Annotated in this window: 13 protein-coding genes; all 13 read right to left on the bottom strand. The window is 49.8% G+C overall.

What is annotated here, in order from left to right; translation table 11 throughout:
- Positions 1-36 precede the first annotated feature (36 nt).
- Positions 37-1,569 carry a peptide ABC transporter substrate-binding protein gene (locus tag ACFO4U_RS01515; RefSeq protein ID WP_074037433.1) on the bottom strand — a complete coding sequence of 511 codons (1,533 nt, stop codon included), beginning with the start codon at positions 1,567-1,569 and terminating at the stop codon, positions 37-39.
- A gap of 66 nt (positions 1,570-1,635) precedes the next feature.
- Positions 1,636-2,868, bottom strand: a complete 1,233-nt coding sequence (gene fabF, locus ACFO4U_RS01510) for a beta-ketoacyl-ACP synthase II (protein ID WP_196430460.1) — start codon at positions 2,866-2,868, stop codon at positions 1,636-1,638.
- Positions 2,865-3,824 carry a beta-ketoacyl-ACP synthase III gene (locus ACFO4U_RS01505; protein ID WP_196430459.1) on the bottom strand — a complete coding sequence of 320 codons (960 nt, stop codon included), beginning with the start codon at positions 3,822-3,824 and terminating at the stop codon, positions 2,865-2,867. Before ACFO4U_RS01505 ends, fabF begins: the two co-directional genes overlap by 4 nt.
- Positions 3,825-3,909: 85 nt before the next feature.
- Positions 3,910-4,611 carry a 5'-methylthioadenosine/S-adenosylhomocysteine nucleosidase gene (gene mtnN / locus ACFO4U_RS01500; RefSeq protein ID WP_196430458.1) on the bottom strand — a complete coding sequence of 234 codons (702 nt, stop codon included), beginning with the start codon at positions 4,609-4,611 and terminating at the stop codon, positions 3,910-3,912.
- A gap of 54 nt (positions 4,612-4,665) precedes the next feature.
- Entirely contained in the window at positions 4,666-5,139 is a 474-nt protein-coding gene (gene greA / locus ACFO4U_RS01495) for a transcription elongation factor GreA (RefSeq protein ID WP_015881202.1), read from the bottom strand.
- 67 nt (positions 5,140-5,206) lie between these two features.
- Positions 5,207-5,842 (bottom strand): uridine kinase, encoded by a 636-nt coding sequence (gene udk, locus ACFO4U_RS01490; RefSeq protein WP_015881201.1) that lies wholly within the window; start codon positions 5,840-5,842, stop codon positions 5,207-5,209.
- A gap of 16 nt (positions 5,843-5,858) precedes the next feature.
- The gene (locus tag ACFO4U_RS01485; RefSeq protein WP_074037439.1) at positions 5,859-6,500 is read right to left on the bottom strand and encodes an O-methyltransferase; all 642 of its coding nucleotides are present in this window, start codon (positions 6,498-6,500) and stop codon (positions 5,859-5,861) included.
- A gap of 62 nt (positions 6,501-6,562) precedes the next feature.
- A complete protein-coding gene (gene mltG / locus ACFO4U_RS01480; protein ID WP_084543099.1) occupies positions 6,563-7,705 on the bottom strand; it encodes an endolytic transglycosylase MltG in 1,143 nt (380 codons plus the stop codon).
- 68 nt (positions 7,706-7,773) lie between these two features.
- Complete coding sequence (locus tag ACFO4U_RS01475) at positions 7,774-8,070, bottom strand: DUF1292 domain-containing protein (RefSeq protein ID WP_015881198.1); 297 nt, start codon at positions 8,068-8,070, stop codon at positions 7,774-7,776.
- A 13-nt stretch (positions 8,071-8,083) separates the two neighbouring features.
- The gene (ruvX, locus tag ACFO4U_RS01470; RefSeq protein WP_015881197.1) at positions 8,084-8,506 is read right to left on the bottom strand and encodes a Holliday junction resolvase RuvX; all 423 of its coding nucleotides are present in this window, start codon (positions 8,504-8,506) and stop codon (positions 8,084-8,086) included.
- A gap of 1 nt (position 8,507) precedes the next feature.
- Positions 8,508-8,774 (bottom strand): IreB family regulatory phosphoprotein, encoded by a 267-nt coding sequence (locus tag ACFO4U_RS01465; protein ID WP_015881196.1) that lies wholly within the window; start codon positions 8,772-8,774, stop codon positions 8,508-8,510.
- 37 nt (positions 8,775-8,811) lie between these two features.
- Entirely contained in the window at positions 8,812-11,454 is a 2,643-nt protein-coding gene (alaS, locus tag ACFO4U_RS01460; protein ID WP_215244090.1) for an alanine--tRNA ligase, read from the bottom strand.
- A gap of 309 nt (positions 11,455-11,763) precedes the next feature.
- A complete protein-coding gene (recD2, locus tag ACFO4U_RS01455) occupies positions 11,764-13,971 on the bottom strand; it encodes an SF1B family DNA helicase RecD2 (RefSeq protein ID WP_251131822.1) in 2,208 nt (735 codons plus the stop codon).
- Positions 13,972-13,980: the final 9 nt, after the last annotated feature.

The raw sequence follows: 13,980 nt of genomic DNA, 5'->3' as shown, positions 1-13,980 counted from the left end.
AGTCTAAAAGCCCGCCTACAGTGGCGGGCTTTTAGCTCAATTTTCGTATTTTTTTGCAAAGGTTAGGACATATGAAGGACCGGTGACCGGATATCCGATATGGTCGTAACCTTTTTCGATCACATAAGAGCGTCCAGCTTGATAGATTGGCATAACAACAGCCTCTTCTAACAGCTGTGCCTCCGCTTCTCGGAAGATTTCATTTCGTTCTTCCAACCGATCCGTTGAGCGAGCCTGATCCATCAATTGATCATACGATTCGCTAGCATATCGACTCGAATTGAGGACATCGTTTGTTTCAAATTGAGTCAAATAGGCGGATAACATCGGATAGTCCGGTTGCCAGCCTGATAGAGAAAACGCATAATCCCCTGAGACTTCTTTCCTAACTTTTTCTCCTAAGGGGAGCTCGATAATGTTAACGGTCAAACCATCCAACTGTTCCAAATTCTTCTTTAATTTTGCGGAGATTTGACGCGCTTCGTCATCGACAAAGCTGAGCAGCTCGATTTCGAGTTCATCTTTCTTCAGCCGTTTCTTCACGGTGTCAAACAATTGGTCGGCGTTTCCTTCTAATTGTGCGATCGCATCCTCTTGGTCGATGACGAGTAATCGTTCTGTCGTCTGTTCCGCTCGCGCGAGTGAATCCTCGATTTCCGACCGCTCAAGCGTCAATGCGATGGCTTGTCGGAACGCTACATCATTAAACGGGGCTTTTTTAACATTCGGCTTTAAATAAAAGACTCCACTTCGTGGAACGTCCTGTACGTTCAAAATTTCCTCATCAATCGTGGAAACGTCAAAATCGTATGGGACGGGTTGCATCCCTGTCGCTTCCGTCAAGTTCGCTTCACTATTAATGGTAATCGTTTCAAGCGTGACCTGTTCAGCTTCTCGGTACGTTTCATTTTTATGTAACGAGATGGTCGTATCTCCGATTGCCTTGATTTTAAATGGACCGTTCGTCTCTAGCTCTTCCCACGCTTCCACATTTGGTTGAGGTAAAAATGCGGGCATCGCCAAAATCTGTTCGAACCCTTCCATCGGACGGACAAGAGTCAACTCGAGCGTCCGGTCATCGATTGCCTTGACCCCTAGCGTATCCGGTTCTTGTTGGCCAAGTCCGATTTCTTTTGCGGATTGAACATCTGCTAGTAAGAAGCTGAACGGTGAATTCGTATCAACGTCCACGAGTTTTTGGAAGTGATCGACGAATGTTTGCGCGTCAATCGCATTCCCTTCTGTCGTCACACTCTCTTTTAATGTGAATGTATAGACCGTTCCGTCTTCGGATCGCTCTAACTTCTCAACGAGCGCTGGTTCGATGGACCCGTCTGCTCCGAATCGATACAGGCCTTCATAGAGATGGGACAGGATTGTTTGAGATGACGGATCGATTGCTAGCATGACATCCGGCTGAGTCGGAAGTGACTCCCCGTAAATCGTCAATTGTTGTTCTTCTACTGGTACTGGTTTGCGTGACTGCTCTCGTTGTTCGTTCCAAATAAATAAAAAAAGGATAAGGACTGAACCTAACAAGGCGGCCACGATGAATGATTTCTTTTTCATTCGTTGCACTCCTTTCTGTTAGACCAACCCTTATACCCTAACCTTTTTTGTGTGTTTTTTCTACCGTCAGTTCATCACTTTTGCAAATGCGAGTGTCGCATTGTGGCCCCCGAAGCCGAGTGAGTTACTGAGTGCATAACGAATGTCAAGTTCCCGATTTCCTTCACGTACATAATCCAAATCACAATCTGCTGCTGGTGATTCGCAGTTAATCGTTGGATGAATCTTGCCTTCGTGAATCGATAATGCTGTGATGACGGCCTCGACGCCACCTGCACCACCAAGAAGGTGACCAATCATCGATTTTGATGAGTTGACGGCGAGCTTGTCAGCGTGTTCCCCGAACACTCGACGAATCGCTTTCGTCTCGAGCATATCGTTGAGCGGTGTACTCGTTCCATGCGCGTTGATGTATTGAACATCTTCTGGCGTGATTCCAGCATCACGAATCGCCTCACTCATCGCTTTTGATCCGCCCTCAGCTTCTGGTGACGGTGCTGTGATATGGTATGCATCCGAACTCATTCCATATCCGACAACTTCAGCGTACATTTTTGCCCCGCGTGCCAATGCGTGCTCATATTCTTCTAACACGAGCACCCCAGCTCCTTCACCCATGACGAACCCGTCGCGATTCTCATCGAACGGACGGCAGGCCGTGTTCGGGTCTGGATTCGTAGATAGAGCTTTGTTCGAACAGAATCCTGCGAACGAGAGTGGTGTAATTGGCGCTTCCGCTCCACCTGCGAACATAGCGATGGCATCTCCACGTTGAATGACACGGAACGCTTCGCCGATGGAGTTCGTCCCTGACGCACAAGCCGTCACGGAGCAGTTGCTCGGTCCTTTTGCTCCAAGATAGATAGATACTTGTCCGCTCGCCATGTTCGGAATCATCATCGGAATGAAGAACGGGCTGACGCGACGTGGTCCACGGTCATGCAAGATGGCCGACTGTTTGTCAATCGTCTCGACGCCACCAATTCCGCTCCCGATCCAAATCCCGACATCGTCCGCGATCGCTTTCACATCGAGTCCGCTGTCTTTATGGGCAGCGTCTGCCGCAAGTAAAGAATATTGGATGAAGGAATCCATCTTACGCGCTTCCTTCGGTTCGACTAAATGATCGATGTTCCATTCCTTCACTTCCGCCCCGACCTTGGCCGGATATTGACTGATGTCAATCTTCGTCAACGTATCAATCGCGTTTTCCCCTTTTAACAGGCGATCCCACATTGTTGAGACATCGTTTCCTAATGGTGATACGACTCCTAATCCTGTCACTACTACTCGTTTCATAAATGATTCCCCTCCGTAATGGTTGCGTGATTCCATGTCAGGCAGCTAGCCCCCCACGTGAGCCCAGCACCAAATCCTGCGATGACGACCGTTTGTCCATCTTGGATTTTGCCAGACTTGACCGCCTCGGCCAATGCGAGTGGGATGGAAGCTGCTGATGTATTCGCATGGTCTTGAATGGTCATGACAACTTTCTCTTCTTCTAAGTGTAAACGTTCCATCGCAGCGTCGATGATTCGACGGTTCGCCTGGTGTGGAACGAGGACATCAAGGTCCTCCAACGTCTTATCGGCTTTGTCCAGCGCCTCAAGCACGATTTCGGGCATCTTCCGAACGGCAAATTTGAAGACTTCACGACCGTTCATGACGATTTTACCTTCTTCATTTTCATACAGATGTTTGCCACCTGTCCCGTCACTTCCGAGCACAAGTGAGTCAATTGAAGCGATATCATCTTCCCCGAGCACGACAGCCCCTGCCCCATCTCCGAAAAGGACAGCCGTCGATCGATCACCCCAATCAATCAGACTTCCCATCTTCTCTGCGCCGATGACGAGCGTCTTTTTAAATCCTTTTGAATCCATGAGACTCTTCGCCGTGTCCATTGCGAAGATGAAACCGCTACATGCCGCGCTCACGTCGAACGCCACGGCGGCTTTCGCGCCAAGATTCGCCTGAACCACACATGCAGTTGCCGGGAAGGCTGGCGCCGTTGCTGTCGCACAAACGATGGCTTCAATGTCGTCGATCGTGACGCCCGCACTCTGTAACGCCCGTTCAGCAGCGCGTGTCGCCATATCTGCGACTGTCATATCTTCTTCAGCCAAATGACGTGCTTCGATGCCTGTACGAGTACGAATCCACTCATCGCTCGTATCCATTCGTTTTTCTAAATCGATATTTGTCACCCGATTGTCCGGTAAGAACGATCCGATGCCGATGATTCCAATATTCATATCGTCGACCCCTATTCTTAGTATCTGGTACTAATATAAGGGAATAAAAAGAGGATGTCAATGCATCCTCCTCGTGTTGACTGGATTAAGCTTGTTCTAAACGCTTCGTGACAGCCATGACCATCTTCGCAGAGTTGATCGATGCTGTCTCCAAAAACTCGTCGAATGACAAGTTCGCTTCTTCGTCTGCACTGTCTGAAATCGAGCGTGTGACGACAAAAGGAATACCAAACTGATAGCACGTTTGAGCGATCGGGGCAGCCTCCATCTCGACCGCTGCGACGCCGTCGAAATGACCGAGGATGTCCGTCACGCGTTTCGAATCGTTGATGAACGAATCTCCCGTCACAATCAATCCCTGATGTACATTCACGTCCGGCAAGTTTTCAATGACATCTTTACAGACGCTGACGAGTTTGGCATCCGCCTCATACGCTGGCGGCATACCTGGTACTTGTCCGTACTCATAACCGAATGCCGTCACGTCGACATCGTGATGACGAACTTCCGTCGAGACGACGACGTCTCCGACTTTCATCCCTTTTTTAAAACCGCCGGCAGATCCTGTGTTGATGACGACGTCCGGTTTGAACTTATCAATCAAAAGTGTCGTGCCGATGGCAGCATTGACTTTCCCGATGCCTGACTTCAAGATGACGACTTGCATGTTACCAAGATAGCCCTCATAAAAATGATAGTTCGCGATTTCAGTATCTACTCGTTCTGTCAACTCGTTCCGAAGTAGATTCACTTCTTCTTCCATCGCGCCGATGATGCCTACTTTCATTCCGTTTCCTCCTCAGAAAGAGAGCGACTTCCGAATAGGAGGTCGCTCAACAATTTATTTGATTTCTTTAATTTCGACGACCATGTCGCCACCTGGTGTTTGCACCGTGACCACATCACCAATCGTACGTCCAAGAAGTGCCTTGGCGATCGGTGATTCGTTAGAGATTTTCCCTGTGAACGGGTCTGCCTCAGCTCCACCAACGATTGTATACGTTTCGTCTTCATTATCTTCTTGAATGAAGAACGTTACCGTCTTCCCGATTGAGACAACCGAGTTATCGCCTGCATCATCTTGAATGATGACCGCGTTACGGAGCATTTCTTCTAATTGTGCGATGCGTCCTTCGACCATCGCTTGTTCTTCTTTCGCCGCGTCATATTCCGCGTTCTCTGACAAGTCACCGAAATCACGAGCAATCTTAATATTTTCAACGACTTCTTTACGGCGGACCGTCTTCAGTTCGTTTAATTCATGTTCGATCTTCGCTTTTCCGTCTAACGTCATATAGTGTTGTTTTTCAGCCATTTCTGTCACTCCTTCATTGTCTCCTAGTATATTACAGCTAGGGTTGAATTGAAAACGATTTATTTCCTCACGCGCGATTGCGCTCAGTGAGCACCCAACGGATTTTGGTCACGAGTAAATCGATCGCGACAAAGTTTTCTCCGCCTTCAGGAACGATGATATCTGCATACCGTTTTGTAGGTTCACAGAATTGTAAGTGCATCGGACGCACCACATTTGTATATTGGGCAACGACCGAATCGATTGAACGTCCACGTTCATTCAAATCACGCTGCATACGACGCAAGATTCGAACGTCCGCATCTGTATCCACGAATACTTTGATATCCATCAGATCTCGTAAACGTGCATCTTCGAGTGCCAAGATCCCTTCGACGATGACGACATCGACGGGTTCGATTAAAATGGTTTCACTTGAACGCGTGTGGGCCGCATAGTCATAGACCGGCTTTTCAATCGCCTGATGTTGTTGTAACTGTTGGATATGTTCGATCAACAAATCGTTATCAAAGGCGAAGGGGTGGTCGTAGTTCGTCTTGTACCGCTCCTCCATGGTCATCTCTGATTGATCCTTATAGTACGCGTCTTGCTCGATCATGACGACCGATTGACCTTGAAACGCATCGACGAGCGCGCGGGCCACGGTCGTTTTTCCTGATCCGGTACCCCCGGCCACGCCAATAATGACGGGTTTATGTTGCATCAAAGTTAAGTCCTCCTCATCGTAATTTACGACTGATTGCTAGGCCATCACCAAGGGGCAAAATTGCAGTATGATAATCGGTCCGTGCCATCAATTGCTCAGTAAACTGTTTCACGAGACGCACGAGCCGGCGTCGGCGTCGGTCTAAGACCGATACATCCTCTAGCAAGACGTCTCCTCGTAAAAACAAATTATCGCTGTAAATCGTACCACCAATTGGTACTAAAGCGCCATACCCATCAAAAAATTTTTGATATTGTCCTTTTGCCGCATCAATAAATACGGCATCGAATTCACCTTCAATCGTTCCAATCAATTCGACGGCATCGCCGTGAACGAGCGTAATACGATCGCGCACGTCCGATCGATTGATGAATTCCGTCGCCTCTTCGAAACGGCGAGCATTCCGCTCGATTGTGACGATTTCTGCATCGGGTAACAATTCTGCCATGCGAATGGCACTATAGCCGATGGCCGTACCCACTTCGAGGATTCGGGTCGGCCGTTGCATCGCCAGTAAGGAGAGCAGCACTTCCGAACCCGTCAAATCCATGATTGGGACGTGATGAACACGCGCGAACGCCTCCATCTCCGTCAATAGCGGGGAGCGGTCATTGATTAGTTTTTCTACATATCCCTCATAGGATGCATGGTCCACTCGTTCCACCTCTTAACTCTCTTCATTCAAACGACCGGAAGCATCCGCTTCCGGTCGTCCCATCAATTACTGTTTGCTTCTTCAAACGCTTCCCATTCGGAACGGTACTTATTGACGTTTTGTTGGTGATCCTCATAGTCGACTTCGAACAAGACTTCCCCGTTCGGGAACCCTTCACGTGGAGGGCGTGCGTAGAAGTAAATGTTCTCCGTGTCGTTCGGATTAAGCACCGCCTCAAATGCGTCACGGCTCACGGCCGCAATCGGTCCAATCGGGATGCCTTCGTAACGATACGTGTTATATAAGGAATCGTTCTCCAAGTCCGCGAATGAAGTGAAAATCGATGTTTCCCCCGTTCCGTACCAGACGGTCGGGTCAGATTGTAATTTCATTCCGTCGTTTAAGCGATTCTCGAACACGCCAGCAATCTCTTTACGGTCTTCCGTTGACACCGCCTCTTTCTCGACAACGGATGCGAGCGCGAGCGTCTCATGGAACGTACGTCCTGAATCGGCTAAACGACCTTTGTATTCTTGATACATACTTTCGGTTGGTAGTAACATCTCGTCGATGATTTCATTGAGCGTTACGCCTTTATTGAATTCATATGTGGCTGGGAACAGGTATCCTTCAAGCGGATGATAGATGCCTTCCTGCAATACTTCTTCCGTCAACATTTCATGCTCGTTTACGAGAGACTGAATGTATTCACGGTCGCTCAACTGCTCAGAAATCTCTTCTTTCGGGATTTCGGCCACTTTCGCAAGTCTCGCAATCACCTGATCAATCGTGAATCCTTCTGGAATGACGAGCTTGATATCAGGGACCACAATGACTTTACCTGTTTGCAACGTTTCAATCAATTCATCGATTGATTGTGACGGAGATAACGTATACGTCCCCGCCTGGAACGACGATTCGTTCTTAAAGCGTGTATAGAAACGGAAAATCGTGCTACTCCTTACAAGCCCATTCTCTTCTAGTAATTCACCAATGTATCCCGAACCAGCACCGAGCGGGACTTCAATCTCGACCGTTTCAGTCGAAGTTGGGTCAATCGGTTCGATGGAACGCTTCACAAAGACATATGTGAGCGCCGACCCTGTGGCGATGACGAGAAGGAAGATGGCCAGGATGACAACCGTGATGCGACGGACGATCCGGTTGCGGGCACGTTTCTCATCTGACATAGATGGATGATTCATGCATTTCTCCCCTGTTCTTTTTATAAAGAGAGGCGACGAGGGATGTTCCCTAGTCGCCCGTCCCCTATTTAGTCTAGACCGACTTCGTCATTGACGATGTCGAATGCTTCCATGACCTCATCGAAGTCTTCATCGTCTTCGACGAGCTTCAAGATGAATTCGCCATCTTCAAGTTCTTCAATTTCAAATGCGTATACTTCAATCGTATCTTCATCTTCTGTCTCTGGTGCGCCAACCGGTTCGAGTACGACAAACGTCTTTTTCGAACGGTCGCTCGTCATACGGAAAATTTCTGCAAATAAATGTTCGTCTCCATTTTCGTCTGGAATACGGTACATTTCTTCTTCACGACGGATTTCTGCCATGAGAGATTCCTCCTTATTTCCCGGAACGATCCAGGTAGTTTTGTAAAATCATCACGGCCGCCATCTTGTCGATGACCGCTTTTCTCTTTTTGCGGCTGACATCTGCTGAAATGAGCATCCGTTCCGCTTGCATCGTCGTTAATCGTTCATCCACCAACACGCAAGGTAAGCCTGTCTGTTCTGTGAACGCCTCGGCAAATGCCTCGGACGCTTCACCGCGCGGACCGACTGTTCCATTCATGTTTTTCGGGTGACCGACGACGACTTCTTTCACATCGTACTGCTCGATAAACGGACGAAGGAGACGGACGGCTTCATCAAAGTCAGGTTCGGTCCAGTAGACCGTCTCCACACCTTGCGCCGTCCATCCCATCAGGTCACTCACCGCGACACCAATCGTCTTCGATCCGACATCGAGTCCCATGACTCGCTTCATATTAATCCTCTCTACGATCGTTCAAATACGATTTGACCAACTCTTCGAGAAGTTCATCCCGCTCAATTTTGCGAATCAAGTTTCGCGCATCATTATGACGTGGAATGTAGGCAGGGTCACCTGACAGTAAGTATCCCACGATTTGATTGATCGGTTGATAACCTTTTTCCTCGAGTGCTTGATATACCGTAATCAGCGTCTCACGTGTGTTAGCACGTTGATCATCTTCTGGAAAATTGAATTGCATCGTGCGATCCATTTGGCTCACAAGAATCCACCTCTTTCCGTTTGCACTTCACACTCTATTATGCCAGTGATTCGACGTAATGTGAAGCAAACTTCAATGCTTCGTCCAGTTTTGTTGCATCACGGCCACCTGCTTGTGCCATGTCTGGACGACCGCCACCACCACCACCGCAGCGTGTCGCGACTTCTTTAATCAGTTTTCCGGCATGGAAGCCACGATCGTTCAAGTCTTTCGTCACACCTGCGACGAGGTTGACCTTCTCACCGTTCGCCGAACCAAGGATAATCACGGCAGAACCGAGTTTCCCTTTCAAGTCGTCGACCATACTGCGAAGGGCATCCATATCTTGTCCATCGACGCGTTTCGCAATCAATTGAACGCCACCAATCGTTTCGATTGCATCCGTTAATGAAGATGCCTCGATGTTGGCAAGCTTCGCTTTAAGCGATTCTGAAGCACGCTCGACTTCTTTGATTTCAGCTTGAAGTGCTTGAACGCGTGCAGGAACTTCAAGTGGTTTCGTCTTCAACAGTTTCGCTGCTGCTTCAAGCGTCTCGATTTGCTGGTTCATCACTTCGTATGCGCCAGCTCCTGTGACCGCTTCGATGCGACGTGTCCCGGCGCCAATCCCTGATTCAGACAAGATTTTAAAGAGTCCGATTTCAGCCGTGTTGGAGACGTGAATCCCACCACAAAGCTCAACCGAGTAATCACCTGCTGATACGACCCGAACGACATCACCATATTTCTCGCCGAAGAGTGCCATCGCACCTTTTGCTTTCGCATCCGCAATGTTCATTTCTTCGATGTCGACACCGATTGATGCCCAAATTTTCTCGTTCACTTGACGCTCAATCGATTGAAGCTCTTCAGGTGTCACTTGACCGAAGTGTGAGAAGTCAAAACGGAGACGATCTGGTGTCACGAGTGAACCCGCCTGGTTGACGTGCTCCCCGAGCGTATCTTTGAGTGCACGATGCAAAAGGTGCGTCGCCGTATGGTTTTTGACGATGGCTTGACGCGATGCCTGGTCGACAGTGGCTGTGACGGCTACTTCCGCTTTCGCCACACCTGACTCGACCGTGACTGTATGCAAGTTCTGTCCGTTTGGCGCTTTCGACACATCTTTCACGCGAAGAAGGAAGTCTTCTCCGACGATTTGTCCTTTATCACCGATTTGACCGCCACTCTCAGCGTAAAATGGTGTCTGATCGAGGATGACTTGTGCCTCTTCTCCTGCAGCGACGACGTCGGCGAGTTCGCCGTTGTGAATCAAGCTGATGATTTTTGCGTTCGTCTCAAGGTTGTTGTATCCGAGGAATGTCGATGGCATCGTGATGTCTGCAAGCACACCCGACTGAATCTGCATCGATTCCACGTCAGCACGCGCTTGACGTGCACGTTCACGTTGTTCATTCATCGCTTCTTTGAAGCCGTCCTCGTCGACCGTCATCTGATGGTCTTCTGCATATTCGATTGTCAATTCGAGCGGGAAGCCGTACGTGTCATAAAGACGGAATGCGTCTTGACCGCTGATGATGTTTGACCCAGCTGCTTTTTGTGCTTTTGCGACTTCGTTCAAAATCGCGAGACCGTCATTCAACGTTTCGTGGAAACGCTCTTCCTCGTTTTTGATGACTTTCTTGATAAAGTCTTTCTTCTCGTTCACTTGCGGGTAGAAGTCGACCATGATGTCACCGACGACGTCGACGAGCTCATACATGAACGGACGCTCGATACCAAGCATCTTCGCATAGCGGACCGCACGGCGGAGAAGACGACGGAGGACATAGCCACGTCCTTCGTTCGATGGGAGTGCCCCGTCACCGATTGCGAACGATACCGTACGGATGTGGTCCGCGATGACTTTGAACGCGACGTCCTTGCTGCTGTCTTGACGGTATACGTCGCCACTGATTTTTTCAGTTTCACGAATGATCGGCATGAAGAGGTCGGTATCGAAGTTTGTCGGTACGTCTTGAAGGACGCTCGCCATCCGTTCGAGTCCCATCCCTGTATCAATGTTTTTACGCGGAAGCTCTGTGTAGTTTCCGTGTCCGTCATGGTTATATTGGCTGAACACGATGTTCCAGATTTCAAGGTAACGCTCGTTCTCCCCACCCGGATAAAGTTCAGGGTCTGTCGGGTCGTCCCCGAATGCTGGACCACGGTCAAAGAAGATTTCCGTGTTCGGACCAGATGGACCTTCACCGATTTCCCAGAAGTTATCTTCTAGCGGGATGATGCGGTCAGCTGGCATGCCGAGGTTCAACCAAATTTGTTTTGACTCTTCATCGTCCGGGTGAATCGTGACGGAGAGACGGTCCGGATCGAGTCCGTACCATTCGTCGCTCGTCAACAGTTCCCAGCCCCATGTGATCGCTTCTTCACGGAAGTATTCACCGACTGAGAAGTTCCCGAGCATTTCGAAGAACGTATGGTGACGTGCTGTCTTCCCGACGTTCTCGATATCGTTCGTACGAATCGATTTTTGAGCGTTGACGATCCGTGGGTTCGCTGGGATGACACGTCCATCAAAATATTTTTTCAATGTCGCAACACCAGAGTTGATCCACAACAAAGTTGGGTCTTCGACCGGTACGAGCGAAGCACTCGGCTCCACGCTGTGCCCTTTTGATTTGAAGAAATCTAAGTACATTTGGCGAATTTGTGCGCCAGTCAATGATTTGAGCGGTTTCATGAACAATTCCTCCTTATTTCTGAACGAAACGAAAAAAAGCGATGCCTGCCCCTGTGGAAAGGGACGAAAGCATCGCTTCGTGGTACCACCCTCGTTCGCACGGTATACACCGTGCCTCGAACATCCGTTAACGTGGATGAGGCGCCCAGGTTGAGTGGGGACTCCAGAATAGCTTCGGTCGGCCGACCCCCATCTTCTCGCAGCCTAGGAAGATGTCTCTGTAGAGGCGGTGACGACGTACTCATTTCCTTCATCGTCTGTATCGTTTCAGTTGTCTATTCGTCATTATCACACGCGTTCGGAAAGACGTCAAGACTTCCCGCCTAAGCGCTCGACCAATTTTGTCCGTCGCACCGGTTCTTCTTCTCGCGTCGCCGCCTCGAGCGCACGCACGTCACCAAACAAGAGTAAACTCTTCTTCGCCCGAGTCACAGCTGTATAAATCAAGTTGCGCGACGATCGGAATCCTCCGTTGAAGAAGACCGGCATGAGCACGATTGGGAACTCGGAACCTTGTGACTTATGGATCGTGATGGCGTAGGCATGGGTGAACTGGTCCCATTCACTACGGTTGTACTCGACTTCTGTCTGGTCGAATCGGATATAAATCTTGTCGACCTTATCGACATTTTCCTTCGCGTAGAAGATGTTCGTGATTTCCCCGATGTCCCCGTTATAGACGTTCTCCTCGGCGTTGTTGACGAGTTGTAGCACTTTATCACCGTTTCGGTAAATGCGCGTCCCATGCTTCACTTCACGGGCACTTGATTTTGGATTGAATACGTTTTGAAGTGCTTCATTCAGTCCGTCAATTCCACATACCCCTCGATACGTCGGTGCGAGCACTTGAATATCAAACGGTGAATATCCTTTTCGGAGAGCCGCTCCTGCCATCTGACAAATCGCTTGAAGTGCCGTCTCCTGATTCGCCGTATAGAAGCGCCGGTCCGGCAGTGAAGCCAACAAATCTTCTGGCATCTTTTTGGCGTTCAAGGAATGGGCAAGTCGGAGGATGCTCGATTCCGACGCCTGACGGTGGACGACGTCGAGGCGGACGACCGGAATCCCTTCTGTCGCCATCAAATCGGCAAGTACTTGCCCCGGTCCGACAGACGGGAGCTGATCGCGGTCTCCAACGAACAAGATTTTCATGCCGTTCGGTACCGCCTTGAGCAAGCTTCGGAACAAGAAGATGTCAATCATCGACGCCTCATCGACGATGAGCACTTTCCCGACAAGCGGATTCGTCTCATCGACTTGGAACGAACTACCGTCGAACTTTAACAGCCGATGAATCGTCGAGGCCGGTAGCCCGGTCGACTCACTGAGGCGTTTCGCCGCTCGACCCGTCGGTGCGGCCAAGACGAACGGGAACGGTTGGTTCGGAACGGGTTCTAACTTCCAATCGAAGACATCGCTGAGTGCATGAATGATGCCTCGAACGACCGTCGTCTTCCCGGTACCCGGTCCACCGGTAAGAACCATGAGCGGTGACTTGAGAGCGAGTTCGATGGCTTCTCGCTGTTGAGTGGCATATTCAATCGAGAACATTTCCTCGACACGTCCGACCGCGTCAAAGATGGTCGTCATGTCCACGTCCTCTGTCGTCGATGTCGCCATGATTCGGGCCAACTCTTCTGCCGCCTTCCGTTCGGCACGGAAGACACGGGGATGATAGACGACCCCATCCTCGATGACGACCCGTTCTTCTTTAGCGAGCGATTCGAGCGCCGTGACGAGCGCATCACCCGGATCAGCCCCGATGATTCGAGGCATCTCGGCTTCGAGTTGTTCCGCCGTCACGTAGAGATGACCGTTCCCTTGCTCGAGTTCTAATACGTACAGCACGGCTGCCGCGATGCGTTCAGGATGAATGCCTTGAATCCCAAAATGTGCCGCGATGGCATCCGCCGTCTTGAATCCAATCCCCTGTACGTCGTACATGAGCGCATACGGATTCTTCTCAATCGTCTCCATCGCCCGTCCTTCATACTCTTTATGAATTTTCGAGGCGAGACGTGGCGTCACGTCGAATGGAGCGAGAAACAAAAGCAACTGATCGACCCCATATAAAACGTTCAGGCGTTCGGTGATCACACGCGCCTGCTTTTCTTTCAATCCGTCTACCTCAGACAGGATACTCGGATGTTTGACGATTTGATCGATACAATCGTCTCCAAGAGAATCCGCAATCTTTTGCGCCGTCTTTTGACCGATTCCGGGAAAAGACCCGTTCGTCAAAAAGCGGACGGCTGCACGTTTCGTCATCGGGACGACACGACGAATCCAATCCGCTTTCATCTGTTTCCCAAATCGAGGATGTTCGACGAGACGACCGTGCGCCTTATACGTCTCGCCCTTCTCAATGCCGACTCCGACGCCTGCGATAACCATCTCGGTCTCATCCGTCTCAAAATTCTTTTCTTTTATACGTACGAGCGCAATCGTATGCGCCTCTTCTTCTGATTGAAACAGGACGCGAATGACTTTTCCAGTCAACTCATAAGGTGTTGCCATCATATCCGA

Origin of the sequence: Exiguobacterium profundum, assembly GCF_042652865.1 — a bacterium.
Classification (GTDB): Bacteria; Bacillota; Bacilli; order Exiguobacteriales; family Exiguobacteriaceae; genus Exiguobacterium; species Exiguobacterium profundum.
The sequence above is the reverse complement of the archived record's forward strand: the minus strand, read 5'-3'. Positions and strand labels throughout refer to the sequence as shown.